Source organism: Pseudomonas sp. Irchel s3a12 (assembly GCF_900187485.1).
Classification (GTDB): Bacteria; Pseudomonadota; Gammaproteobacteria; order Pseudomonadales; family Pseudomonadaceae; genus Aquipseudomonas; species Aquipseudomonas neuropathica.
In genome coordinates this window covers 1-25,416 of the sequence record NZ_FYDN01000019.1, presented here as the reverse complement: position 1 = coordinate 25,416, position 25,416 = coordinate 1, and the positions used below count along the sequence as shown (strand labels likewise).

22 protein-coding genes and 1 pseudogene are annotated in these 25,416 nt (G+C 59.2%); 10 read left to right on the top strand and 13 right to left on the bottom strand.

Features of this window, described 5'->3' with window-relative positions; translation table 11 throughout:
• Positions 1 to 264 precede the first annotated feature (264 nt).
• The 5 genes from CKW14_RS26500 (at position 265) to CKW14_RS26480 (ending at position 6,351) form a co-directional block, all read left to right on the top strand.
• Positions 265 to 1,302 carry an ABC transporter ATP-binding protein gene (locus tag CKW14_RS26500; protein WP_095050360.1) on the top strand — a complete coding sequence of 346 codons (1,038 nt, stop codon included), beginning with the start codon at positions 265 to 267 and terminating at the stop codon, positions 1,300 to 1,302.
• 1 nt (position 1,303) lies between these two features.
• On the top strand, positions 1,304 to 2,239 hold the full coding sequence (locus CKW14_RS26495; protein WP_095050359.1) for an ABC transporter permease: 936 nt from the start codon (positions 1,304 to 1,306) through the stop codon (positions 2,237 to 2,239).
• On the top strand, positions 2,229 to 3,056 hold the full coding sequence (locus tag CKW14_RS26490; protein ID WP_095050358.1) for an ABC transporter permease: 828 nt from the start codon (positions 2,229 to 2,231) through the stop codon (positions 3,054 to 3,056). Before CKW14_RS26495 ends, CKW14_RS26490 begins: the two co-directional genes overlap by 11 nt.
• 160 nt (positions 3,057 to 3,216) lie before the next feature.
• Positions 3,217 to 4,641 carry a gamma-aminobutyraldehyde dehydrogenase gene (locus CKW14_RS26485; protein WP_095126466.1) on the top strand — a complete coding sequence of 475 codons (1,425 nt, stop codon included), beginning with the start codon at positions 3,217 to 3,219 and terminating at the stop codon, positions 4,639 to 4,641.
• A 225-nt stretch (positions 4,642 to 4,866) separates the two neighbouring features.
• Entirely contained in the window at positions 4,867 to 6,351 is a 1,485-nt protein-coding gene (locus CKW14_RS26480; protein WP_095050356.1) for an APC family permease, read from the top strand.
• Here CKW14_RS26480 and CKW14_RS30065 read toward each other — a convergent pair.
• Complete coding sequence (locus tag CKW14_RS30065; protein WP_160056119.1) at positions 6,348 to 6,512, bottom strand: hypothetical protein; 165 nt, start codon at positions 6,510 to 6,512, stop codon at positions 6,348 to 6,350. The genes CKW14_RS26480 and CKW14_RS30065 overlap by 4 nt on opposite strands.
• 437 nt (positions 6,513 to 6,949) lie before the next feature.
• On the opposite strand from CKW14_RS30065, the gene CKW14_RS26475 reads away from it, so the two are divergent.
• Positions 6,950 to 7,456, top strand: coding sequence for a Bro-N domain-containing protein (locus CKW14_RS26475; protein ID WP_095126465.1), 507 nt, complete (start codon positions 6,950 to 6,952; stop codon positions 7,454 to 7,456).
• 50 nt (positions 7,457 to 7,506) lie between these two features.
• Here CKW14_RS26475 and CKW14_RS26470 read toward each other — a convergent pair whose 3' ends face one another.
• A complete protein-coding gene (locus tag CKW14_RS26470; protein WP_007908956.1) occupies positions 7,507 to 7,692 on the bottom strand; it encodes a hypothetical protein in 186 nt (61 codons plus the stop codon).
• A gap of 392 nt (positions 7,693 to 8,084) precedes the next feature.
• On the opposite strand from CKW14_RS26470, the gene CKW14_RS26465 reads away from it, so the two are divergent.
• Entirely contained in the window at positions 8,085 to 9,713 is a 1,629-nt protein-coding gene (locus CKW14_RS26465) for a glucan biosynthesis protein D (protein ID WP_095126464.1), read from the top strand.
• A gap of 202 nt (positions 9,714 to 9,915) precedes the next feature.
• Here the strand turns inward: CKW14_RS26465 and CKW14_RS26460 are convergent, their stop codons facing one another.
• The 3 genes from CKW14_RS26460 to CKW14_RS26450 all read right to left on the bottom strand — a co-directional run bounded on the left by CKW14_RS26460 (position 9,916) and on the right by CKW14_RS26450 (position 13,621).
• Positions 9,916 to 11,022, bottom strand: coding sequence for an NADH:flavin oxidoreductase/NADH oxidase (locus tag CKW14_RS26460; RefSeq protein WP_095119340.1), 1,107 nt, complete (start codon positions 11,020 to 11,022; stop codon positions 9,916 to 9,918).
• Positions 11,023 to 11,313: 291 nt separating this feature from the next.
• The gene (gene recJ / locus CKW14_RS26455; RefSeq protein WP_095050352.1) at positions 11,314 to 13,023 is read right to left on the bottom strand and encodes a single-stranded-DNA-specific exonuclease RecJ; all 1,710 of its coding nucleotides are present in this window, start codon (positions 13,021 to 13,023) and stop codon (positions 11,314 to 11,316) included.
• A 55-nt stretch (positions 13,024 to 13,078) separates the two neighbouring features.
• A complete protein-coding gene (locus CKW14_RS26450) occupies positions 13,079 to 13,621 on the bottom strand; it encodes a YaeQ family protein (RefSeq protein WP_007908961.1) in 543 nt (180 codons plus the stop codon).
• A 146-nt stretch (positions 13,622 to 13,767) separates the two neighbouring features.
• On the opposite strand from CKW14_RS26450, the gene CKW14_RS26445 reads away from it, so the two are divergent.
• Together CKW14_RS26445 and CKW14_RS26440 are read left to right on the top strand one after the other, a co-directional pair.
• Complete coding sequence (locus CKW14_RS26445; RefSeq protein WP_095126463.1) at positions 13,768 to 14,967, top strand: CaiB/BaiF CoA-transferase family protein; 1,200 nt, start codon at positions 13,768 to 13,770, stop codon at positions 14,965 to 14,967.
• The gene (locus tag CKW14_RS26440; RefSeq protein ID WP_176471347.1) at positions 14,894 to 15,874 is read left to right on the top strand and encodes a TIGR02285 family protein; all 981 of its coding nucleotides are present in this window, start codon (positions 14,894 to 14,896) and stop codon (positions 15,872 to 15,874) included. Before CKW14_RS26445 ends, CKW14_RS26440 begins: the two co-directional genes overlap by 74 nt.
• A 176-nt stretch (positions 15,875 to 16,050) precedes the next feature.
• Here CKW14_RS26440 and CKW14_RS26435 read toward each other — a convergent pair whose 3' ends face one another.
• The 7 genes from CKW14_RS26435 to xerD all read right to left on the bottom strand — a co-directional run bounded on the left by CKW14_RS26435 (position 16,051) and on the right by xerD (position 23,298).
• Positions 16,051 to 16,332, bottom strand: a complete 282-nt coding sequence (locus CKW14_RS26435; RefSeq protein WP_093436783.1) for a DUF3509 domain-containing protein — start codon at positions 16,330 to 16,332, stop codon at positions 16,051 to 16,053.
• A 164-nt stretch (positions 16,333 to 16,496) separates the two neighbouring features.
• The gene (locus tag CKW14_RS26430; protein ID WP_095126461.1) at positions 16,497 to 16,904 is read right to left on the bottom strand and encodes a response regulator; all 408 of its coding nucleotides are present in this window, start codon (positions 16,902 to 16,904) and stop codon (positions 16,497 to 16,499) included.
• Between the two features lie 117 nt (positions 16,905 to 17,021).
• Entirely contained in the window at positions 17,022 to 18,395 is a 1,374-nt protein-coding gene (locus CKW14_RS26425) for a transporter substrate-binding domain-containing protein (RefSeq protein WP_095126460.1), read from the bottom strand.
• A 120-nt stretch (positions 18,396 to 18,515) separates the two neighbouring features.
• The gene (thrC, locus tag CKW14_RS26420; RefSeq protein ID WP_093436796.1) at positions 18,516 to 19,925 is read right to left on the bottom strand and encodes a threonine synthase; all 1,410 of its coding nucleotides are present in this window, start codon (positions 19,923 to 19,925) and stop codon (positions 18,516 to 18,518) included.
• A 66-nt stretch (positions 19,926 to 19,991) separates the two neighbouring features.
• The gene (locus CKW14_RS26415; protein ID WP_095050347.1) at positions 19,992 to 21,296 is read right to left on the bottom strand and encodes a homoserine dehydrogenase; all 1,305 of its coding nucleotides are present in this window, start codon (positions 21,294 to 21,296) and stop codon (positions 19,992 to 19,994) included.
• A gap of 131 nt (positions 21,297 to 21,427) precedes the next feature.
• The gene (gene dsbC, locus CKW14_RS26410; protein WP_095050346.1) at positions 21,428 to 22,159 is read right to left on the bottom strand and encodes a bifunctional protein-disulfide isomerase/oxidoreductase DsbC; all 732 of its coding nucleotides are present in this window, start codon (positions 22,157 to 22,159) and stop codon (positions 21,428 to 21,430) included.
• A gap of 242 nt (positions 22,160 to 22,401) precedes the next feature.
• Entirely contained in the window at positions 22,402 to 23,298 is an 897-nt protein-coding gene (gene xerD / locus CKW14_RS26405; RefSeq protein WP_095126459.1) for a site-specific tyrosine recombinase XerD, read from the bottom strand.
• 107 nt (positions 23,299 to 23,405) lie between these two features.
• Here xerD and CKW14_RS26400 point away from each other — a divergent pair, with 107 nt between their 5' ends.
• On the top strand, positions 23,406 to 25,214 hold the full coding sequence (locus CKW14_RS26400) for a sodium:proton antiporter (protein WP_095050344.1): 1,809 nt from the start codon (positions 23,406 to 23,408) through the stop codon (positions 25,212 to 25,214).
• A gap of 106 nt (positions 25,215 to 25,320) precedes the next feature.
• Here CKW14_RS26400 and CKW14_RS26395 read toward each other — a convergent pair.
• A pseudogene (locus CKW14_RS26395) lies at positions 25,321 to 25,416 on the bottom strand (IS110 family transposase); the annotation flags it as partial.

The window sequence follows — 25,416 nt, the reverse complement described above, 5'->3', positions numbered from 1 at the left end:
GAAACCGCCACCCTCACCCCCCGCCCTCTCCCGAAGGGAGAGGGAGCTCAAAGCGGATCGCATTCACCGTTAGATGCCGATCGCTCCCACGCTCTGCGTGGGAATGCATCACCGGACGCTCCGCGTCCATTTGCACGAGGTGACGCAGAGCGTCACAGGCAGCATTACCACGCAGAGCGTGGGAACGATCATTCGAAAGACTGTTTTTTCAAAAGGCTGGGCAGGGCCGCTGCGACGGCCTTCGCCTTTTTGGAGCACCGCACCATGACGCTTGCAGTCCAGTTCACCAACGTTTCCCGGCAGTTCGGCGAGGTGAAGGCCGTTGACCGGGTTTCCATCGATATCGAGGACGGCGAGTTCTTTTCCATGCTTGGCCCTTCCGGCTCGGGCAAAACCACCTGCCTGCGCCTGATTGCCGGTTTCGAACAACCGAGTGCCGGCTCGATCCGTATCCACGGCGCCGAAGCGGCCGGTTTGCCGCCGTATCAACGTGACGTCAACACGGTGTTTCAGGACTACGCGCTGTTCCCGCACATGAATGTCCTCGACAACGTCGCCTACGGTTTGAAGGTCAAAGGCGTCGGCAAAAACGAGCGGCATAAACGCGCCGAAGAAGCCTTGGACATGGTCGCCCTCGGCGGTTACGGCGCACGCAAACCGGTGCAGTTGTCCGGCGGTCAGCGCCAGCGTGTGGCCCTCGCCCGCGCCCTGGTCAATCGCCCGCGTGTGCTGCTACTCGATGAGCCGCTCGGCGCGCTGGATTTGAAACTGCGCGAGCAAATGCAAAGCGAATTGAAGAAGCTGCAACGCCAGCTCGGGATCACCTTCATCTTCGTCACCCACGATCAAACCGAAGCGCTGTCGATGTCCGATCGCGTCGCCGTGTTCAACAAGGGCCGCATCGAGCAGGTCGACACGCCGCGCAATCTGTACATGAAACCGACCACCACTTTCGTGGCCGAATTCGTCGGCACCTCGAACGTGATTCGCGGCGATCTCGCACGCCAAATCAGCGGTCATCCGCAGCCGTTTTCGATTCGTCCGGAACATGTGCGTTTCGCCGAAGGCCCCTTGGCCAGCCATGAAATCGAAGTCAGCGGTTTGCTCCACGACATTCAGTATCAGGGCAGCGCCACGCGTTATGAATTGACCCTGGAAAACGGCCAGACCCTGAGCATCAGCCACGCCAACAACCAGTGGATCGACAGCAGTGCCCAGCATCAGACCGGCCAGCGCCTGAGCGCACGCTGGGCGCGGGAAGCGATGATCCCGCTGCACGACACCGTGACGAGCGGGGTGTGAAATGAGCACGCTCGCGATGACTCAATCGCCGCCGTTGCGCCGGTTTTCCAACCTGCTCTACCGCAAGCCGAACCTGTACTTGTCGATGCTGCTGGTGCCGCCGCTGCTGTGGTTCGGCGCGATCTATCTCGGCTCGTTGCTAGTGCTGTTGTGGCAAGGTTTCTACACCTTCGACGACTTCACTATGGCGGTCACGCCTGACCTGACCCTGGCGAATTTTGCTGCGCTGTTTCAGCCGTCGAACTTCGACATCATCCTGCGCACGTTGAGCATGGCCATCGTTGTGTCGATCGCCAGCGCCATCGTCGCGTTCCCGATCGCCTATTACATGGCGCGCTACACCACGGGCAAGACCAAGGCGTTTTTCTACATCGCAGTGATGATGCCGATGTGGGCCAGTTACATCGTCAAGGCGTATGCGTGGACGTTGCTGCTGGCCAAGGGCGGTGTGGCGCAATGGTTCGTGCAGCACTTGGGGATGGAGCCGGTGTTGCAGTTCATTCTGGGGATTCCCGGCGTCGGTGGCAGCACCTTGTCGACCTCGCATCTGGGGCGGTTCATGGTGTTTGTTTATATCTGGCTGCCGTTCATGATTCTGCCGATTCAGGCTTCGCTGGAGCGTCTGCCGCCGTCGCTGTTGCAGGCTTCTGCCGACCTCGGTGCCAAGCCGCGCCAGACCTTTATTCAGGTGATCTTGCCGCTGTCGATTCCGGGCATCGCCGCGGGGTCGATCTTCACGTTTTCGCTGACCCTGGGCGACTTCATCGTGCCGCAACTGGTCGGGCCGCCGGGTTACTTTGTCGGCAGCATGGTGTACGCGCAGCAAGGTGCGATCGGCAATATGCCGATGGCGGCGGCGTTCACGTTGGTGCCGATTGTGTTGATCGCGGTTTACCTGTCGATCGTCAAACGTCTGGGGGCTTTCGATGCGCTCTAATTCAGAAAAGCAGGGGGAGAAAGCCTCTCTAGGTCTGAAAGTCGCTGCTTGGGGCGGGTTGGTATTTCTGCACTTCCCGATCCTGATCATCTTCCTTTACGCCTTCAACACCGAGGAAGCCGCGTTCAGCTTTCCGCCGAAGGGCTTTACGTTGCACTGGTTCAGCGTGGCGTTTTCGCGGCCGGACGTTTTGGAGGCAATCAAGCTTTCGTTACAGATCGCAGCCATCGCCACGTTGATTGCGATGGTCCTCGGCACCTTGGCTTCAGCAGCGTTGTACCGCCGCGATTTCTTCGGCAAACAGGGCATTTCGCTGATGCTGATTTTGCCGATTGCGCTGCCGGGAATCATCACCGGGATCGCCTTGCTGGCGACGTTCAAGACGCTGGGGATTGAGCCAGGGATGTTCACCATCATCGTCGGCCACGCGACCTTCTGCGTGGTGATCGTCTACAACAACGTCATCGCCCGATTGCGCCGCACTTCGCACAGTTTGATCGAGGCCTCGATGGATCTTGGCGCCGATGGCTGGCAGACCTTTCGCTACATCATCCTGCCCAACCTCGGCTCGGCATTGCTGGCCGGCGGCATGTTGGCGTTTGCGTTGTCGTTCGACGAGATCATCGTCACCACGTTTACCGCCGGGCATGAACGCACGTTGCCGTTATGGCTGCTCAACCAACTGAGCCGACCACGGGATGTGCCGGTGACCAATGTCGTCGCCATGCTGGTGATGATGGTGACGATGCTGCCGATCCTCGGTGCTTATTACCTGACGCGTGGTGGCGAGAGTGTCGCCGGCAGCGGTGGCAAATAACCGAATAACTGAAGAAACCGAATCCCGTGTAGGAGCTGCCGAAGGCTGCGATCTTTTGATATTGCTTTGAAGATCAAGATCAAAAGATCGCAGCCTTCGGCAGCTCCTACATGGGTTCGGTTTCGGCAGAACAATAAAAGTGTTAGTGAGGACAACAGACATGCAAACCAAACTCTTGATCAACGGCCAACTGGTCAACGGCGAAGGCCCGGCGCAACCGGTGCTCAATCCTTCGCTCGGCGAAGTCCTGATTGAAATCAACGAAGCCAGCGAAGCCCAGGTCGATGCCGCCGTGCGCGCTGCCGACAACGCGTTCGCCGACTGGTCGCAAACCGCGCCGAAAGACCGCTCGCTGCTGCTGCTCAAACTCGCCGATGCCATCGAAGCCCACGGCGAAGAACTGGCCAAGCTCGAATCCGACAACTGCGGCAAACCCTACAGCGCCGCGCTCAACGACGAGATCCCGGCGATTGCCGACGTGTTCCGTTTCTTCGCCGGCACCAGCCGTTGCATGAGCGGCTCGGCCGCTGGCGAATACCTGCCCGGCCATACCTCGATGATCCGTCGCGACCCGGTCGGCGTGATTGCCTCCATCGCGCCGTGGAACTACCCGCTGATGATGGTCGCCTGGAAAATCGCCCCGGCGCTGGCGGCCGGTAATACCGTGGTGCTCAAGCCGTCAGAACAAACCCCGCTGACCGCGTTGCGTCTGGCTGAACTCGCGTCGGAAATCTTCCCGGCCGGTGTACTCAATCTGGTGTTTGGTCGCGGTCCTACAGTTGGCAGCCCATTGGTTACGCACCCGAAAGTGCGCATGGTTTCGCTGACCGGTTCGATCGCCACGGGCGCCAACATCATTTCCAGCACCGCCGACAGCGTTAAACGCATGCACATGGAGCTGGGTGGCAAGGCGCCGGTGATCATCTTCGACGACGCTGATATTGATGCGGCGGTGGAAGGGATTCGCACCTTCGGTTTCTACAACGCCGGGCAGGACTGCACCGCCGCTTGCCGGATCTATGCCCAGCAAGGCATTTACGACAAATTCGTCGAGAAGCTCGGCGCGGCGGTCAGCAGCATCAAGTACGGGTTGCAGGATGATCCGTCGACCGAGTTGGGGCCGCTGATTACTGCGCAACATCGTGACCGGGTTGCAGCGTTCGTCGAACGTGCCGTGGCGCAGCCGCACATTCGCTTGATCACTGGCGGCAAGGCCGTGGACGGCAATGGTTTCTTCTTCGAACCGACCGTGTTGGCCGATGCGCAGCAAGACGATGAAATCGTCCGTCGTGAGGTGTTTGGGCCGGTGGTTTCGGTGACCAAGTTCACCGATGAAGCGCAGGCGCTGGAATGGGCCAACGATTCGGACTACGGCCTCGCGTCCTCCGTGTGGACAGCGGATGTAGGACGTGCGCATCGCATGTCGGCGCGTTTGCAGTACGGCTGCACGTGGGTGAATACGCACTTCATGCTCGTCAGCGAAATGCCCCATGGCGGTCAGAAATTGTCCGGTTACGGGAAAGACATGTCCATGTACGGGCTGGAGGACTACACCACGGTTCGGCATGTGATGTTCAAGCACTAAGCCTTTAAAAGCTTCGCGAGCAGGCTCGCTCCCACAGGGGTAAGTATTCCAAATGTGGGAGCGAGCCTGCTCGCGAAGGCGTCACCCCGGTATCAGGAAAGAAACCGGCACTACGCACCACCAGGATTCCACACCTAACAATAACTACCGAACCGGGCGGCGCCCACAAAGCCCCGCCACGGCCTCGGCCATCCGAAATCTGCCGATTTCACGGAGCAATCACACATGAGTTCCTCACCCGATCTCGCCGCAGCCATCGCCGACAGTGATGCCGAACAACTGCGCAAGCTGGGCTACACCTCGAACTTCAATCGCAGCATGAGCCTGTGGGAAAACTTCGCTTTGGGCTTCACTTATCTGTCACCGGTCGTAGGGGTTTATACCCTCTTCGGCCTGTGCCTCGCCGCCGGCGGCCCACCGATGTTCTGGGCCTACTTGCTGGTCGGTTGCGGCCAATTGCTGGTGTGCCTGATCTTCGGCGAAGTGGTTTCGCAGTTCCCGATTTCCGGCGGGGTTTACCCTTGGGCACGCCGATTGGTCGGTAAAAAATGGGCGTGGATGGTCGGCTGGATCTACTCCATCGCCCTGTGCGTCACCATCGCCGCCGTTGCGGTCGGCGCTGGCCCGTACCTGGCCGCCATGCTCGGCTTTGAGCCAAGCAACAACACCAACATCGTCATCGCCCTGGTGCTGACCCTGTTCGCCACACTGGTCAACCTCAGCGGCACCAAAGTGCTGGCGCGCATCGCCATGTTCGGCTTTCTCTGCGAACTGGTTGGCGCAGTGATCGTCGGTGTTTACTTGCTGGTATTCGAACGCCATCAACCGCTGAGCGTGCTGTTCAACACCTTCGACATCAGCGTCGACGGTTCGTACCTGCCGGCCTTCCTCACCGCATCGCTGGCGGGGATGTTCCTCTACTACGGCTTCGAGGCCTGCGGCGACGTCGCCGAAGAAACCCCGAACCCGAGCGCAAAAATCCCGGTGGCCATGCGCATGACCATCTACATCGGCGGCATCGCGGCGATGTTCGCCTGCCTGGCGCTGATTCTCGCCGTGCCGGACATGCAAGCGGTGATCAACGGCACCGACAAAGACCCGGTCACCACCATCCTCAACAACGCCTTCGGCCCGGTCGGTTCGAAAGTGGTGATGGGCGTGGTAATGATTTCCTTCATCTCCTGCGTCATCAGCCTGCAAGCCGCGGCAAGCCGTCTGCTGTACTCCTACGCTCGCGATGAAATGGTCATCGGCAGCCGACTGCTGAAAAAGATTTCTCCTACCACCCAAGTACCGGTTGCAGCACTGTTCGTGTCCGGCGTCCTGCCGGCCCTGATCATCGCCCTCGGCTTCTTCCTGCAAGACGCCGTGGCCACCATCGTCAGCTTCGCCGCCATCGGCATCTACCTCGCGTTCCAGATGATCGTCCTGGCCGCGCTGTACGCCCGCAGCAAAGGCTGGAAACCCAGCGGCAAATTCACCCTCGGCGCGTGGGGCTGGCCGGTGAACATTGGCGCGCTGGTGTATGGCGTTGGCGCGATCATCAACATGGCCTGGCCACGTACGCCGGATGCAGCGTGGTATGTGAACTATGCGATGGTGTTGAGTACTGCGATCGTGATTGGCTTGGGGCTGGTTTATATGTGGATTGGCAAGCCGTATGACCATGGGAAGGCGCCGGCTGGGGATGCTTGGAAGGTGAGTCGCTAAGAAGAATCACCCCGGAATCGAGATTTGATTCCGGGGTCTCCTCGAAGCACTGTCATCAATTCATCAGTACGCCATTTGATATCGGCTTTACCTCTAACAGCTTCGAAGCGATCCAGATCGATCACCTTTCTCTTTTTACCCTTCGCTTCATCTTTGCTCACAGAATTACTTCTCCCTTTTCCCGATTGCTAACTCATAAAGGAAAATCTTCGGTGCAGGGATGGTTTAGCAGCGGAATCAAAAAAAACAGACATTTCCTACAGACACAGCCTGCCTGAAAAAGCCCCATTTCCTACGATGTGTGGCGAAAGGGTAGACTTGTCGCCGCAAGCGCCTGACCGATAGGCTTTATCCCGTCGCTGTTAATTCAGCGATCCGGGGTCGAAGCCGGAAACTGTCAAAACGGTGCTTGCATGCCCTCCATTGAACTGCGGCTTTTTCACAACTTCAGTTCTGCTTTATGGCGGGCCGTGTGGCGCGGGCCTTCCGGCTTTACCGTTTCGACAGGAAGTAACCCGACTTCGAACGCCACTCGGCTCGCCACCCAATTTTTCGAAGAATTGGTGGCGACTTTCCAACTCGAAACGGAAGTCACTACATGTCTACGCAAATCCAGAATCCACCTTCAACGCACTTCACCCCCACCGCCTTCACCCGCCACAACCGTTTCCTCCACGCCTTCATGCAAGATCACGAAGCCTGGTTCTGTGTTCAGGATCTCGGTCGCTTGATGGGCTATCCGCTAAACGAACGCCTCACCCTGAAACTAGATCCCGATCAGCGTCGCAATGTCCTCCTGCGCAAGGACGGCGAAATCATCGATTGCGCGATGGTCAGCGAGTCCGGACTGTTCGCCCTGCTCGTCCATCACTTCGTTCCGGAAAACAGACACCTGCGCCAATGGCTGAGCCATGAAGTCATCCCGATGCTGCGCGACACCCATTCAAGCCCAGTGGGAAACCATCCGAGCCTGAGTTCGATGCATTGGGCAGGCGTCACCGTGCCGTTGCTGCACTGGCAACATCAGGCGTGGGTCAAATGGCGGGATGTTCCAGAGTTGATAAACGGCCAGCGGCCGTATCCAGTACTGGGAACGTGTAGCTGATCCAAATAAAAAAGGGGCGGACTTTTCAGTCCACCCCTTTTTATTTCCACTCAAAACCGCGAAACACTCCGCATCGCATCCACCAGATAGCGCATCGCAATCCGGTCATTCTCCGAAAGCTCCCGATAACGCTCCACCAGCTTCACTTCGTCAGAGCTGAGCCGACGCCTTTTGCGGCCGCTGCCGAGGCAGGGAAAGATGCCCAACATGTCGGTGATCCCTTGTATTTTTGCCATGGACGATGTCCTTCAATACTTCAAAGAATTGCTAAACCACCACATCGCCCTGCCCCTTACAGCAGCGCCGTGTGCCCTACCGGTCAGCACCGGTCATGCCCATAGAATAGAAATTAAATCGGCGCTGAAAAGCGGTTTTTAGAGTAATTAGTCGAAAAAAGCAGATATGCCGTGTAAATCAGAACGCCCTGTCAGATTTTTAACCGACATGTCTTGTTTCATTTACACACTGGCGCGGTGAATCAACGAATTTTGCATTGCAAGCGAACCGTTTAAGCTAGCCGGCATCTGTTTATAGTCCGTTGCGTTTGGCCGAAGGCATGTCCGAACCGTAATTTCTGATCCAGCACGTGCCAGGAACGGCGCGGGATTGCACACGACAGGTTGTATTTATGCATCGCAGGAATTTGCTCAAAGCGTCCATGGCCATTGCGGCTTACACCGGTCTATCCGCCACTGGCCTGCTGGCCAGCCGCGCCTGGGCTGCCAATGGCGGCGCCGCCGATGGCGAGGCTCAGGCTTTCGACTTCGAAGCGCTGAAGCGTCAGGCCAAGCAACTGGCCGGCAGCGCCTATCAAGACACCAAACAGGTGTTACCGCCGACGCTGGCAACGATGACCCCGCAAAACTTCAACGCGATCCGCTACGACGGCGAGCATTCGTTGTGGAAGGAGAACAAGGGTCAACTGGACGTGCAGTTCTTCCATGTCGGCATGGGTTTCCGTCAGCCGGTGCGCATGTACAGCGTCGATGCCAAGACCCGTACCGCCCGCGAGGTGCATTTCCGCCCGGCGTTGTTCAACTATGAGAACACTTCGGTCGATACCCAACAGCTCAAGGGCGACCTCGGTTTTGCCGGATTCAAGCTGTTCAAGGCCCCGGAACTTGATCGTCACGACGTGTTGTCGTTCCTCGGCGCCAGCTATTTCCGTGCGGTAGATGCGACTGGCCAATATGGCCTCTCCGCGCGCGGCCTAGCGATCGACACGTACGCGAAAAAACGCGAAGAATTTCCTGACTTCACCAAGTTCTGGTTCGAGACACCGGACCAGAACGCCACACGTTTTGTGGTCTACGCACTGCTCGACTCGCCGAGCGCCACTGGCGCTTATCGTTTCGACATCGATTGCCAGGCCGAACGCGTGGTGATGGAAGTCGATGCGCACATCAATGCGCGCACGGCGATCGAGCAATTGGGCATCTCGCCGATGACCAGTATGTTCAGCTGCGGCACCCACGAACGCCGTATGTGCGACACCATTCACCCGCAAATCCACGACTCGGATCGCTTGGCGATGTGGCGCGGCAACGGCGAGTGGATCTGCCGTCCGCTGAACAACCCGGCGACCCTGCAGTTCAACGCGTTTGCGGACAAGGATCCTAAGGGTTTCGGGCTGGTGCAGACTGACCATGAGTTCGCCAACTATCAGGACACCGTCGACTGGTACAGCAAGCGCCCGAGCCTGTGGGTAGAACCGACCACCGCGTGGGGCGAAGGCTCGATCGATCTGCTGGAAATCCCTACCACCGGCGAGACTCTCGATAACATCGTCGCGTTCTGGACCCCGAAAAAACCGGTGGCTGCCGGGGATTCGCTGAACTATGGCTACAAGCTCTACTGGAGCGCATTGCCGCCAGTGGGTACACCGTTGGCACGGGTGCACGCGACCCGTTCCGGCATGGGCGGATTCACCGAAGGCTGGGCACCGGGCGAGCACTACCCGCCGGTGTGGGCGCGTCGTTTTGCCGTGGACTTCACTGGCGGTGGTCTGGATCGACTGCCGCAAGGCACCGGGATCGAACCGGTGGTGACGTGCTCGAACGGCAAGGTGCAGGACTTCAGCGTCTTGGTGCTGGATGACATCAAGGGCTATCGGATTCTGTTTGACTGGTACCCGACCAATGACAGCGTGGAGCCGGTGGAGCTGCGGTTGTTTATTCGCACCAACGATCGCACGTTGAGCGAGACCTGGTTGTACCAGTATTTCCCGCCGGCGCCGGACAAGCGCAAATACCCTTGATGATTTGAGGCGCCTGCACGGGCCTCATCGCTGGCAAGCCAGCTCCCGCAGTGTTTGGTATTGATCACAATTTTTGTGTACGACGCCAAACCTGTGGGAGCTGGCTTGCCAGCGATGACGGCAGTATTTCAACAAAAGATCAGCAGACAAAACAAAGCCCCGACCATCACTGACCGGGGCTTTTTGCCTTACCGCTACCAACTCAATCGCGTAAATCAGACTCATGAATCGGCTGATCCCGATGAGTCGCGCGCTGATACTGCGCCGGCCACACCGCTTTGCGCCCACCGAGATCATCGTCGGCATGCAGTGGCCAGTAAGGGTCACGCAACAGCTCCCGAGCGAGGAAAATGATGTCAGCCTGACAGGTGCGCAGAATATGCTCGGCCTGCGCCGGTTCGGTAATCATTCCCACGGTGCCGGTGGCGATGCCTGACTCCTTGCGCACACGTTCGGCGAAACGCGTCTGATAACCCGGCCCAACCGGAATTTCCGCGTTGGCCGCCGTCCCGCCCGACGACACATCGATCAGATCCGCGCCGAGGGTGTGCAGACGTCGCGCCAGTTCCACGGTTTCATCCGGGTTCCAGCCGTCTTCCACCCAGTCAGTGGCCGACACGCGAACAAACACCGGTAACTCCTCCGGCCAGACCGCCCTTACCGCTTCAGTCACCTGCAACACCAGACGAATGCGGTTTTCAAACGAACCACCGTACTGATCCCGGCGCTGATTACTCAGCGGCGAAAGAAACTGATGCAGCAGATAACCATGCGCCGCGTGTACCTCGACCACGCTGAAACCCGCCTTCAGCGCGCGTTTGGCGGCGTCGACAAACGCCTGAATGACGTCGGCGATCTGCCCTTCATCCAGCTGTTTCGGTTGCGTGTGCTGCGGATCGAAAGCAATCGGCGACGGGCCGACCGGTGTCCAGCCGCCATCATCGGGTTTGACACTGCCATGCTTGCCGATCCACGGCCGATGAGTGCTGGCCTTGCGCCCGGCGTGGGCCAGTTGAATGCCGGCAACCGCGCCTTGGGACGTGATGAAGCGGGTAATGCGTTGCAGCGGTTCGATCTGTTCATCGTTCCACAGGCCAAGGTCTTCGGCGGTGATCCGCCCGTCGGCCGTGACCGCCGTGGCTTCGGTAAATACCAGACCCGCGCCACCTACCGCGCGACTGCCGAGGTGTACCAGATGCCAGTCGTTAGCGAGGCCGTCGACACTGGAGTATTGGCACATCGGTGACACCGCGATGCGGTTGGGCAGGGTCAGTTGGCGCAGGGTGAAGGGTTCAAGCAGCAGACTCATGGGGCACCTCTCAAATCAGTGGGCAGGCTCCAGGGTTCTGTTTGAATAGTCGACGAGTGACAGGAAAAAGGTGCAGCACCCGCCCCCGCGGGCAAAAAAATCGACAAGACGTCACAAGGCCAATCAAGCAGTGCTTAGAGCCTAGTCGACAACCGGGGATGAGGGAGGGTTCAGAGTGATTCAGTGTGTGAAAGGACACTTTCGCGAGCAGGTCGAATCGTCGTATCGGCGCTCCCACATTTGGAACGCATTCCAATGTAGGAGCTGCCGCAGGCTGCGATCTTTTGATCTTCAGCGCGGTTCGATGTGGGCAATCATCAACTGAACAGTCTCGTTACCCCGAAACTCGTTAACGTCGAGCTTATAAGCCAGTTCAACCCACTGAATCGTCGGGTTCGGCCAGATATCGCGGTCAACGCCAAAGGCAATACCATCCAGCTTCACCGAGCCACATTCGCTCTTCAGCACCACTTTCAGGTGCCGTTCGCCGACCACTCGTTGTTCGACCAACTGGAACACGCCATGAAACAGCGGCTCCGGGAAGTGCTGCCCCCAAGGCCCGGCATGGCGCAAGGCGCGGGCCAGTTCGAGGTGGAATTCTTCAACCGCCAGCGTGCCATCGGTCAGCATGCGCCCGGTCAGGTCTTCTTCGCGAAGTTGCCTACGCACCTCAGCGTCAAAGGCCTCGGCGAAAAGCGGAAAATTCTCCTGCGGCAGGGTCAGACCAGCGGCCATTGCGTGGCCACCATACTTGGCGATCAGGTTTGGATGCTGCGCCGCCACCACGCTCAACGCGTCACGAATGTGGAAGCCCTGTACCGAACGGCCCGAGCCTTTTAGCAAACCATCTCCCGCATCGGCGAAAGCAATGGTCGGACGGAAATAGCGCTCTTTCATCCGCGACGCGAGAATCCCGATTACACCCTGGTGCCACTCCGGGTCGAACAGGCACAGACCAAACGGCATCGATTCGACCGGCAAGTCCTTGAGCTGCGCCAGCGCCTCGCGCTGCATGCCTTGTTCGATAGATTTGCGATCTTGGTTCATGCCGTCCAGTTGCGCGGCCATTTCCCGGGCCAGGTTGGCGTCGGCAGTGAGCAGGCATTCGATGCCCAGGCTCATGTCATCCAGACGCCCGGCCGCGTTCAGGCGTGGGCCAACGATAAACCCGAGATCGGTGGAGGTAATGCGTGCAGCATCTCGCTTGGCCACTTCAAGGATCGCTTTGATCCCCGGCCGTGCGCGCCCGGCGCGAATCCGCTCGAGGCCCTGATGCACCAGAATCCGATTGTTGGCGTCCAGCGGCACCACGTCGGCGACGCTGCCCAACGCCACCAGGTCAAGCAGTTCGCCGATGTTCGGCTGAGGCTTGTTCTCGTACCAGCCAAGGCTGCGCAGGCGCGCGCGCAACGCCATCAACACATAGAAAATCACCCCGACGCCGGCGAGCGCCTTGCTCGGGAATTCGCATCCGGGCTGGTTCGGGTTGACCAGCGCATCGGCCAGCGGCAGTTCATCGCCGGGCAAGTGGTGGTCGGTGATCAGTACTTTGAGGCCAGCCTTTTTGGCTGCGGCCACGCCTTCGACGCTGGAGATGCCGTTGTCGACGGTGATCAGCAATTGCGGCTCGCGGGTCAGTGCGACCTCGACGATTTCCGGGGTCAGGCCGTAGCCATATTCGAAGCGGTTCGGCACCAGATAGTCGACATGCGCCGCACCGAGCAAGCGCAAACCGAGCATGCCGACAGTGCTGGCGGTCGCACCGTCCGCGTCGAAGTCGCCGACGATGAGGATGCGCTGGCGTTGCTCCAGCGCCGTCACCAGCAGGTCTACCGCCGCATCGATGCCCTTGAGTTGCTGAAACGGGATCAACCGCGCCAGGCTCTTGTCCAGCTCCGCCTCGGACTGCACGCCCCGCGCCGCGTACAAGCGGGTCAGCAAGGGTGGCAGATCACCGAGAAACGGCAGAGTGGCAGGCAGTTGACGAGGTTCGATACGCATGGGGTGACAGAGACTTCTCTTGATTACGTGGGATTATTGCGGTGGTGACGCGGGATCAGCCGCGCTCACCTTGCAGCCATTGCAACTGGACTTCGTGCTGCCCCCGGTCGTCAGTGACGAAGATCGTCCCTTCGCTGATCATCACGTCCCACTTGATAACGCGGGGCATGTCCTTGGCCAGGGTTTCCAGCACTTCTTGCGGGACCGCTGCGATGTTGACGTTCTTCAGGTTTTTGATCGCCGGGATCACTTTGGTTTCCCAGACACGCAGGCTGCCGTAGGCCAGCAGGCTGGTGCGCTCAGTGCGACGCGAGCACCAGGTCAGGCGATCAGCGTCAGGCTGGCCAACTTCGATCCAGTGCAGAACACGGTCGTCCAGGCTCTTTTCCCACAGTGCAGGTTCATCCACGTCTGACAGACCGCGACCAAACGACAACTGCTCGTTGTACCAGAGGGCGTAGGCCAGCAGTCGCACGGTCATACGCTCTTCGGTTTCCGAAGGGTGACGGGCGATGGTCTGTTTGACGCTCTCGTAGACACTGCGGTCGAGGTCGGTGAGGTTCAGTTCAAATTTGTAGGTAGTGGACGGCTGGGCCATGAACGGGCTTCTTGATACGAGGAAAGTCGGCAAGTCTAACCGATGCGGTAGGCAATCATCGAATTGATGGCGATCAAGCTGCGGCGTCTGACAGCCGGCTATGTTAAAACGCTGTATCTGCTTAGCCTTGTCCTACAGGATTCAGTATGCCGTTCGCCAACAAACCGCTCAGCGGTGTGAAAGTCATTGAATTGGGTACATTGATTGCCGGGCCGTTTGCCTCGCGCATTTGCGGCGAGTTCGGTGCCGAAGTGATCAAGATCGAATCGCCCGACGGCGGGGATCCACTGCGCAAGTGGCGAAAACTGTATGAAGGCACGTCGCTGTGGTGGTTCGTCCAGGCGCGCAATAAAAAGTCGCTGACGCTGAACCTCAAACACCCTGACGGCTTGGCGATCCTGAAAAAACTGCTCAGTGAAACCGACATCCTCATCGAGAACTTCCGCCCCGGTGTCCTGGAAAAACTGGGCCTGGGTTGGGAAACCCTCCACGCCTTGAACCCGAAACTGGTGATGGTGCGCCTGTCCGGTTTTGGCCAGACCGGGCCGATGAAGGATCAGCCCGGCTTCGGTGCGGTGGGTGAGTCCATGGGCGGCTTGCGCTACATCACCGGTTTCGAGGACCGTCCACCGGTGCGCACCGGAATTTCCATCGGCGATTCGATTGCCGCGCTATGGGGCGTGATCGGCGCGCTAATGGCGCTGCGTCATCGCGAAGTCAATGGTGGCACAGGCCAGGTTGTCGATGTCGCGTTGTACGAAGCGATTTTCGCGATGATGGAAAGCATGGTGCCGGAGTTCGACGTGTTCGGTTTTATCCGCGAGCGCACCGGCAACATCATGCCCGGCATCACGCCCTCCTCTATCCACACCAGTGCCGATGGCAAACACGTGCAGATCGGCGCCAATGGTGACGCGATCTTCAAACGCTTCATGCTGATCATCGGCCGTGAAGACCTGGCCAATGACCCTACGCTGGCCAGCAACGACGGGCGCGACAATCGTCGCGACGAGTTGTACGGCGTGATTGATCGCTGGGTCAATTCGTTGCCGCTGCAAACCGTGCTCGACCTGCTCAATCAGGCCGATGTACCGGCCAGCCGGATCTTCAGCGCCGAGGACATGTTCAGCGATCCGCAGTACCTGGCCCGAGAGATGTTCCTGCAGGCCAAGCTGCCCGGCGGCAAAGATTTCAAGATGCCGGGCATCGTGCCGAAACTCTCAGAGACACCCGGCAGTTCGGAATGGGTCGGACCGCAATTGGGTGAACACAATGCGCAGGTACTTCACGATCTTGGCTACGACGAGAGACAGATCGCCAAGCTGCGCGAAGACGGAGCCATTTAAGCTGAAACGCCGGCAGACATCGCACGCCAACCACGCCCATCAATGGTGGACGTGGCGGCTGTTCGGCTTGTTGTTTCTACTCATGTTGTCGAACGGCGCGCAGGCGAAACCGACGCTGATCTGGTTACTGCGCGACCTGCCGCCACTGACCATTTTCGAAGGCCCGAAAAAAGGCCAGGGTGTCATTGATCACCTCATGCCGATGCTGATTGCCGGCATGCCGCAATACGAACACAAGTTGATGCGAGTCAATCGAGCCCGAGGCATCCAGATGCTTCACGAAGCCTCCTTCACCTGCGACCCGTCGCTGATCTGGAGCAAGGAGCGCGCGCAATGGATCGCGTACTCCATCCCGGCCTTCCGCGCCGTCAGTAATGGGCTGGTGGTGCGTCAGAAAGATCGCGAAGTGTTGGCACCGTTTCTCGTGGAAGGTGAAATCGATCTGGCATCGCTTCTAGCCAATGGCCAAGAGAAAATCGGGGTCGTGGCGGAACGCAGTTACGGTGAAATAGTCGATGACTTGCTGCGTCAGGCCCCCAAGGAGGCCCTGACGCCTCATTATGGCAACGAGGCCCTGAACAATCTGCTGCTGATGCAGCGCCTGGGACGATTACAGGTGGTGCTGGGCTATTGGCCAGAAATTCGTTATCAGGCTCATCTGGCGCAAATCGCCGAAGACGAGTTGCTGTTCTATCCGATTCGCGGCACCGGTAAATACCTGTCGGGCTACATCGGCTGCTCCGACACACATCAGGGCCGTCAGGCAATCAGCGAAATAAACCAACTGCTGCGCACTCTTCCCCACGATCAACTGAACCAGTTGTACGCCGACTGGCTGGACCCCGCGATGCGAAGCGACTACCTCGAACAGGCCCGATCGTTCTTCGAACAACAAGCGGCGCCATGAGCAAATCGCAGACAAAAGAAACCCCGAGAAGTGGGGAGACGACTCGGGGTTAAACGTGGCCTACATAAAGACCCGTAGCAGCAAGCGACAAGCACCGGAGCACAATGCTTGATCCTGCTGTTACCGGGTCTGACTGACAGGGATGCAGGAAGGTTCCCACAAAAAATATTTCATCTTTACAGCGCCGCACGTTTATCCAGCGCAGCGTTGCGCAATGCCGCGATCACACAGGGTTCCAGCCTTCCCTCCGCAATCAGAACGTCGCGGTGCAAGCCGTCAACGACATCGGTCAACTGGCGCTTGTCGGTCAGTTGCGCCTGATTGAATTCGCGTTCCACCACAATGGCGCCGTGACTGTTCTTCAAGGTCACCAGGCATTCGCCATGGGAACCGTTTGGAGACAACGAAACCTGATACGGGCTCAGAGCCTCACCGAGCAATAGACTGATACTTTCCATCTCGATCTCCACTCAATAGTCCGAAAACTGTGTGCCTGGGGCGTGTTCACAATAAATGACCACCGGCCCGAGAAGAAAGTTCTGCATACCGATCGCTCCGCTCCTGGAGTCACCGGTCTGTCAGAGCATGCACGGCGAAGATGACAGAAAAATAACCGTCCCCGTCAAACCTGGAGAGTTGGCGAAGCGGCGCTCAGGTAACTGTCGAGCAAACCGCGCATCAGCACCGCAGACACCGGGGTTTGCAGGCGCCCCAGCAGCCGCAGGCGGTGTTCACACAGCAAAGGCTCTAGATCGTTCAGCAGGCTTGGTGCGACCGTCCCCAGCAGGATCAACGCACGCGCCTCATGCCGTGTCGCCAGATGATGAATCAGCGCCAGGCCATCGCCACCCTTGAGTTGCGGATCGCAAATGGCGATGTCGACCGCGCCGCGATGGCCCAGCGAAGACAGCGCAGAGCCCAGCGACGGCGCCGTCAGCACGTCATAGATGCCAATGGCATTGAGCATTTGATGCAATGCCATCAGCTGGAACGGATTGGGTTCAAGTATCAGGACTTTAAGCGAGCGCATAAGCGACCTCTGGAGGCGACAATCGCGGACTCTCACCGCAGTTGTTGTCACTCTAGGGCAGCCGTCCTAAGCCTCCCATCGGAAAAGTAGTCGCGTCTTATAGGACATTTCCCATCTTCATTGCAGACATCGACACCCGCTCTCTGTACGACGCAGGGTGATGTCCGTCCAGCCCCCCAAAAGTCCACGCAGTTTGCCGTCGGCGCTGTAGAACGGCACTGTCCACTGGTAGACCTCGCGCGGACCACTCTTGAATTGCAATCGGCGCTTGCTGAAGCGCGACTTGCGGGTACGCAACTGCACCAGGAACTCGTCGTGCAGCATCAGCGCCGTAGCCTGCGGCAGCGCGTCAACCTCGATCAGCAACTTCCCGAGCACCTGATCCAATCGAATCGACAAGGCCTCCTCATAGCTGCGATTGCACATGATCAGCCGCCCTTGCAGGTCACGGACAAACACCGGGTCGGGCATGGAGTCGATCAACGCGTGCTGAAACGCCAGTTGATCGCCCAGATCCTTTTCCGCCGCGCGACGCAGTTTGATCACGGCCGTCAGTCGCCGATTCCATATCAGGAAAAGCAGGCCAAACACGCCGAGTCCGCCCATGCCCCAGCAACCCCATTCGAACATCTGCTGCCAGACCGACGGCACGGGCACCGGAGCAACACCCTCCAGCCATTTCAGGCGGATCGCCCGTAATTCCGCCGCAGGAAAAGCCTCAAGGGCCTTGTTGAGAATACTCAAGAGCACTGGCATGCCCTTGCGCACGGCCAGGTTATCCGCTTCCCATTTGCCTTCGACCAGACCGCCCACCTTGAGCAACCCCAAAGGATACAGCTGAGCGCCGATTTCGTTCTCGATGGTGGCGTAAGCTTCACCGCTCTCGACCAGTGCCCGCGCCTCGGCGTAGGTCTTGACCGAGCGAATCTCGATCGAAGGGAAGTCACGCCGGATCATGTCTTCCAGCGCATGCCGGGCCGGCAGCACCAACACCCGTTTACTCAACTGCTCAAAAGCCTCCAGCCGGGGCGCGTCAGCGCGGCCGACAAACACCCAGCCCGCACCACCAAATGCGTGGCTGTAATCCAGAAACGCCTTGCGCTCCTCGCTCATGGCCAGGGTCGTACTGATATCCGCCGATCCGCTTTCCAGACGTTCAAGCATGTGATCGGTGGAAAACGACTCCTGATGCACAAACCGCAACCCGGTCATCGCCGTCACGCGCTTGAGTACATCATTATTCAAGCCGCTCCACTGCCCGTGCTCATCCTGGAACAGATACAACGGGTACTGCAACGACGTCACCTTCACCTCCGGGTTGTCTTGAATCCACTGACGCTCGTGCGCAGCCAGTTCGATGGGCTGGACCCTGGAAGTCGCGGCATCGTCTTGCAGCGCCAGTTGCGCCGCCTCGCTGCTGCGCATCAAAGCCAGTAATCCGAACAAGAACAGCCCACTCAGTGCCGGTTTCAAACCTCTATAAAACAGCATTGCCACTTCCTTCGTGATCGACTCACCCGTCCTTCGTGGGTGAAAACCCGAACAGTGTGGCAGCAGAAACAAAAAAGCCCGTCAGGAGACGGGCTTCAAAATGTGACAGCTTTTACCGGCTTAAAGCGGCTTGCCGCGGTTGCCATGCTGACTGACAAAGGCTTGCACGGCTTTCAGCTCGTTTGGCAAAACGGTGCAACGCTCGTTTCGCTCAAACAAATCAGAAAGATGTGCAGGTAGCTCGAGCGCTTTTCCTACACCGGCTTTCTCTACCGCATCCGGGAATTTCACCGGATGTGCGGTGCCGAGAATCACCATCGGGATATCGAGGCTACGACGGCATTCGCGCGCGGCCTTGACGCCGATCGCGGTATGCGGATCCAGCACTTCACCGGTCTGCTCGTAAACTTCGGCGATGGTTTCGCAGGTTTGCGCGTCGTCCACGGCCAGCGAGTCGAACAGTTTGCGGGCTTCGGTCCAGCGCTCCTGCTCGACGCTGAAACCACCACCCTGCTTGAACGTGTCCATCAGACCGGCGATGGCCGCGCCGTTGCGACCGTGCAGGTCGAACAGCAGGCGTTCGAAGTTCGACGAGACCATGATGTCCATCGACGGCGACAGCGTGGCGTGCAGGGTTTCCTTGACGTACTGATTGCCGCTCATGAAGCGGTGCAGGATGTCGTTGCGGTTGGTGGCGACGATCAACTGGTTGATCGGCAGGCCCATGTTGCGCGCCAGGTAACCGGCGAAGATGTCGCCAAAGTTGCCGGTTGGCACCGAGAACGACACCGAACGCGCCGGACCGCCCAACTGCAGGGCCGCGTGGAAGTAGTAGACGATCTGGGCCATGATCCGCGCCCAGTTGATCGAGTTCACCGCCACCAGACGCGTGCCTTTGAGGAAGCTCTGGTCGGCGAAGCTCGCCTTGACCATTTCCTGGCAGTCATCGAAGTTGCCTTCGATGGCGATGTTGTGGATGTTCTCGCCGAAAATCGTGGTCATCTGGCGACGCTGCACTTCGGACACACGGTTATGCGGGTGCAGAATGAAGATGTCGACGTTTTCGCAGTGCTTGCAGCCTTCGATGGCCGCCGAGCCGGTGTCACCCGAGGTGGCGCCGACGATGACCACGCGCTCACCGCGTTTTTCCAGCACGTAGTCGAGCAGACGACCGAGCAGTTGCAGAGCGAAGTCCTTGAACGCCAAAGTCGGGCCGTGGAACAACTCCAGCACCCATTCGTTGCCGTTCAACTGACGCAGCGGCGCCACGGCGCTGTGCGAGAACACACCGTAGGTTTCTTCAAGGATTTTTTTGAAATCGGCATCCGGAATGCTGCCGGTAACGAACGGACGCATCACCCGGAAGGCCAGCTCGTGATACGGCAGGCCGGCCCACGAAGCGATTTCTTCCTGAGTGAAACGTGGCAGGTTTTCCGGAACGTACAGACCGCCGTCGGTGGCGAGACCGGCCAGCAGGACGTCTTCGAAATTCAGGGCCGGTGCCTGGCCGCGGGTACTGATGTAACGCATGACTGACTCCAATGGAGAGTGTTCACGACACCCGCCCCGTGCACGGGACGGGTGCAGGACAACGACTTAGTTCAGGTGCTCGACGCGGATCCGTACAACCGGACCATTCACACCGGCCAGGGCTTCGAGGGCGGCGATCGCATCGTTGATACGTTGCTCGACCACGCGGTGGGTCAGCAGGATCATCGGCACCAGACCGTCGTGCTCTTCAACTTCCTTCTGCATGATCGACTCGATGTTGATGCCGCGCTCCGAGAGGATGCTCGCCACCTGAGCCAGTACACCCGGATGGTCCTTGGCCTGGATGCGCAGGTAGTAGGCGCTTTCGCAGGCTTCGATCGGCAGGATCGGATGGGCCGACAGCGAATCCGGCTGGAAGGCCAGGTGCGGTACGCGGTTTTCCGGGTCGGAAGTCATGGCGCGAACCACGTCGACCAGGTCGGCAATTACCGAAGAGGCGGTTGGCTCCATGCCGGCGCCAGCGCCGTAGAACAGCGTCGAACCAGCCGCATCACCGTTGACCATTACTGCGTTCATCACGCCGTTGACGTTGGCGATCAGGCGATCAGCCGGGATCAGGGTCGGGTGCACGCGCAACTCGATGCCGGCAGCGGTGCTGCGAGCGACACCGAGGTGCTTGATGCGGTAGCCCAGCGCTTCGGCGTAGTTGACGTCGGCGGTGGTCAGTTTGGTGATGCCTTCGGTGTAAGCCTTGTCGAATTGCAGCGGAATGCCGAACGCGATGGAGGCCAGAATCGTCAGTTTGTGCGCGGCGTCGATGCCTTCAACGTCGAAGGTCGGATCGACTTCGGCGTAACCCAGTGCCTGGGCTTCGGCCAGCACGTCTTCGAAGGTACGGCCCTTCTCGCGCATTTCGGTGAGGATGAAGTTACCGGTGCCGTTGATGATCCCGGCCACCCAATTGATGCGGTTGGCGGACAGGCCTTCACGGATCGCCTTGATCACCGGAATGCCACCGGCCACGGCCGCTTCAAACGCCACGATCACGCCTTTCTCGCGAGCCTTGGCGAAAATTTCATTACCGTGAACGGCAATCAGAGCCTTGTTCGCGGTGACCACATGCTTGCCATTCTCGATGGCCTTGAGTACCAGCTCGCGGGCAACGGTGTAGCCGCCCATCAGCTCTATGACGATGTCGATCTCAGGGTTCGTGGCCACTTCGAAGACATCGTTGGTAATCGCAATACCGGTCGTCTGGAACTGAGGCTTTGGCGTGCGCATGGCAATTTGTGCCACTTCGATTCCACGCCCGGCACGACGAGCAATTTCCTCGGCGTTGCGCTGAAGTACGTTGAAGGTACCGCCACCGACGGTCCCTAACCCACAGATGCCTACTTTGACCGGATTCACTGTGAACTCCCCATAAAACGGCCGACACGGGGTCGGCCGGAAAACAACCGCGTGCTCGCGGCTCTCTATTAATGGCCCGGCGATGCTGCTGCCGGACCATGATCGTCACGGCTGACCGTGACGATGCGAATTTACTTCGCGCCCAGCGCCAGTTTGGCGACTTGTGGCGCAGGCTGGTAGCCCGGAATCACTTGTCCGTCAGCCAAAACGATGGCCGGTGTACCGTTCACGCCGATCGACTGACCGAGGGCAAACTGTTTGGAAACCGGGTTTTCGCACTTGGCGGCCTTGATTTCCTTGCCATCGACCATTTTGTCCATGGCGGCTTTCTTGTCTTTCGAGCACCACACGGCTTGCAGTTGCTCGTCACCCGGCGAGTTCAGACCCTGGCGCGGGAACGCAACGTAACGCACTTCGATGCCGCGCTTGTTCAGCTCCGGCACTTCCGCGTGCAGCTTGTGGCAGTACGGGCAGGTGGTGTCGGTGAACACGGTGATGTGCGATTTGGTTTCGCCCACAGCCGGGTAGACCACGGTTTCGGCCACCGGTATGGCATTGATCAGTTTGGAGATGCCCAGGCGTTCGGTCTTCTCGGTCAGGTTGACCGGTTTGCCGTCCTTGAGCTGGAACAGGTAACCCTGAACGATGTACTGGCCATCGGCGCTGGCGTAGAGCACGCGGCTGCCCTTGAGCTTGACTTCGTACATACCCGGCAACGGGCTGGCGCTGATGCTTTCTACCGGAACCTCGAGTTCGAGTTTTTCCAGGCTTTGACGAATGGCTTTGTCGGCCGCGTCATCGGCGACGGCAAAGGTGCTGACCAACGCAATGGCTGCGGCGGCGAAAATCTGGGTCAGACGCATGAGAACTCCTGAAGGCGGACAAATGGAACGATCAGAACGCCCGTGCCGGAACACCGGGTCATAACCGTCCATCGTGCAAACCGGCAAAGCCTAACACATAAGGTCACGGTGGCCGAATGCGCCTGTCGCCACTCATCACCCCCGCCTTATGTAGGAGCTGCCGAAGGCTGCGATCTTTTGATTCTGTTTTTAAGATCAAAAGATCGCAGCCTTCGGCAGCTCCTACAGGGGGAGGTATGTAGTCAGCCGCGCGGGTGGTGTTTGGCGTGCAGATCCTGCAGGCGCGCGCGCGCGACGTGGGTGTAGATCTGCGTCGTGGAAAGGTCGCTGTGGCCGAGCAACATCTGCACCACGCGCAAATCCGCGCCATGGTTGAGCAAGTGCGTGGCAAACGCATGGCGCAAGGTGTGCGGCGACAGCGACTTGCCGATCCCGGCGACCTTGGCCTGATGCTTGATCCGGTGCCAAAAGGTCTGGCGGGTCATCTGCTCGCCGCGCTGACTGGGGAATAGCACATCGCTGGGCCGGCCACCGAGCAATTCGCCGCGACCGTCACGCATGTAGCGCTCGACCCAGACGATCGCCTCTTCGCCCATGGGCACCAGCCGTTCCTTGCTGCCCTTGCCCATCACCCGCAACACACCTTGACGCAGGTTGACCTGTTCCAGCGTCAGGCTGACCAGTTCTGTCACGCGTAAACCGCAGGCGTACAACACCTCAAGCATGGCGCGGTCACGCTGGCCGATCGCTTCGCTCAAATCCGGGGCCTTCAACAGCGCTTCCACATCGGCTTCTGAGAGCGACTTGGGCAGAGGCCTACCGAGTTGCGGCATGTCTACGCGCAATGTCGGGTCGACGCTGATCATCTTTTCCCGCAGCAAATAGCGATAAAAGCCACGTACCCCGGAAAGAAATCTGGCAGTGGAGCGCGGTTTGTAGTTCTGCTCCAGACGCCAAGCCAAGTGATCAAGGATCAGCTCACGACCGGCATTGATCAGTTCCAGGTTTTTCTCCTGCAACCAGCCATTGAACAGCGCCAGATCACTGCGATAAGCGCCACGGGTGTTATCGGACAGGCCTTTCTCCAGCCATAAAGCGTCGAGGAATTGATCAATCAGTGGATGGTCGATGGCAGGCATGGGCGCTCAAGTCACACAGCCTCAAGACTGTGCGCAAATGTAGAGTGAACTGTAGGAATGGGCGCTAGTCTTTCATAGCCCGCTAATTCAAGGAACAGGGAGCATCAATGAACGAGCAGCAAATTCTCTTGGCATTTGGCGGGATCGGCGCGGCCGCGCTGGGTTGCCAATGGCTGGCCTGGCGCCTGAAGCTGCCGGCGATTCTGTTTCTGTTGTTGACGGGGATTCTGGTCGGCCCGGTGCTGGGCTGGCTCGATCCACAGGAGATGTTCGGGCCGCTGCTGATGCCGCTGGTGTCGCTGGCGGTCGCGCTGATTCTGTTTGAGGGCAGCTTGACCCTGCACCTGTCGGAGTGGAAGGAGATCGGCAGCGTCGTTCATCGCCTGGTGACCATTGGCGCGATCTCGACCTGGATCGTCATCGCGGTCGCCACGCATTTTCTGCTCGGCTTCGACTGGATGCTGGCCATCCTGTTCGGCAGCCTGACACTGGTCACCGGCCCGACCGTCATCGTGCCGATGCTGCGCGTGGTGCGGCCGAAAGCCTCGATCGCCAACATTCTGCGCTGGGAGGGCATTGTCATCGACCCGATCGGCGCCCTCCTCGCCGTGGTGGTTTACAGCTTCATCATTGCCAGCGCCGAAGGGCACGGCCTCAAGCAGAGTCTGTTCACCTTTGGCGGGGTGATTCTCTGCGGCGCGGTGTTCGGCATTGTCGGTGGCTGGCTGCTTGGCACCGTGATCCGCCGGCAATGGCTGCCGGAGTATCTGCATAACCTCGCCTCGCTGGCAGCGGTGCTGGGGATTTTCATTGCCGCCAACGAAGTGATGCATGAATCCGGCCTGCTGGCGGTAACGCTGATGGGCATGTGGCTGGCGAACATGAAAGGTGTGGATGTACGGCACATCCTGCACTTCAAGGAAAACCTCAGCGTGCTGCTGATTTCCGGGTTGTTCATCTTGCTGGCGGCGCGACTGGACTTGTACGCCTTGATCGGTTTGGGGCCGCTGGTGCTGATTCTGCTGTTGGTGATTCAACTGATCGCTCGACCGCTGAACGTGCTGCTCAGCACGGCCGGTTCCAGCCTGAGCTGGCGTGAGCGCGCGTTGCTGTGCTGGATTGCGCCGCGCGGGATCGTTGCAGCGGCGGTGTCGGCGATTTTCGCGATTCGCCTGCACGAGGCCGGGCACGAGGGAGCATTGCTGCTGGTGCCGCTGACGTTTGCGGTAATCATCGGCACTGTGGTCCTGCAAAGTGCGACTGCGCGGCCACTGGCACGACTGCTCAAAGTTGCGGAGCCAGCGCCGAGTGGCTTCCTGATCGTCGGTGCCAACGGCCCGGCGCGGGAGCTGGGCAAGTCGCTGCAGCAACTCGGCAGTCGCGTGCTGCTGACCGACTCGAGCTGGGAAAACATTCGTGCGGCACGCATGGAGGGTTTGCCGACCTACTTCGGCAACCCGGCTTCGCAACATGCCGATGCGCATCTGGATCTGGTCGGACTTGGGCATTTGCTCGCGCTGTCGCCGTCGGGTGAACTCAATACCTTGGCGGCGATGCGCTTTCGGCATGATTTCGGCCATCAGCGCCTGTTCGGTCTGGCCAGCGGCCATGAAAGCCGCCGCAGTGACAAGCACCGCGCCAGCCTTGAACATCGTGGCAATCAGTTGGGCAGCGAGGCGTTTACTTACGCGAAACTCGCCAGCCAGATGGGCCAGGGTGCGGAGTTATACAGCACGACGCTGACGGATGGTTTTGGCTGGGAGGATTACCGGGCGCTGCATGGTAATCGTGCGACCTTGCTGTTCATGCGCGATGACAGCGGGTGGGTGCATGTGGTGACGCCGGAGACTGCTGTGAAACCAGGATCCGGGTGGACGCTGCTGGCGTTGATTCAGCCTGAGGCCAGCGGCGCCTGAGCTGACGCCTTCGCGAGCAGGCTCGCTCCCACAGGTTCTGTGCCGGACACAAATGTTGTGTTCACCCCCGATCACTGTGGGAGATTCTATGGTTGAGGGGAAGCCCTCAACTGACTTTTGTCTGGTATTCGCTTTGCCCTTTCAGCAAGGCGAATACCACCCGAGCAAGTTTGCGAGCCAGCATCACCAACGCCTGCGTGGT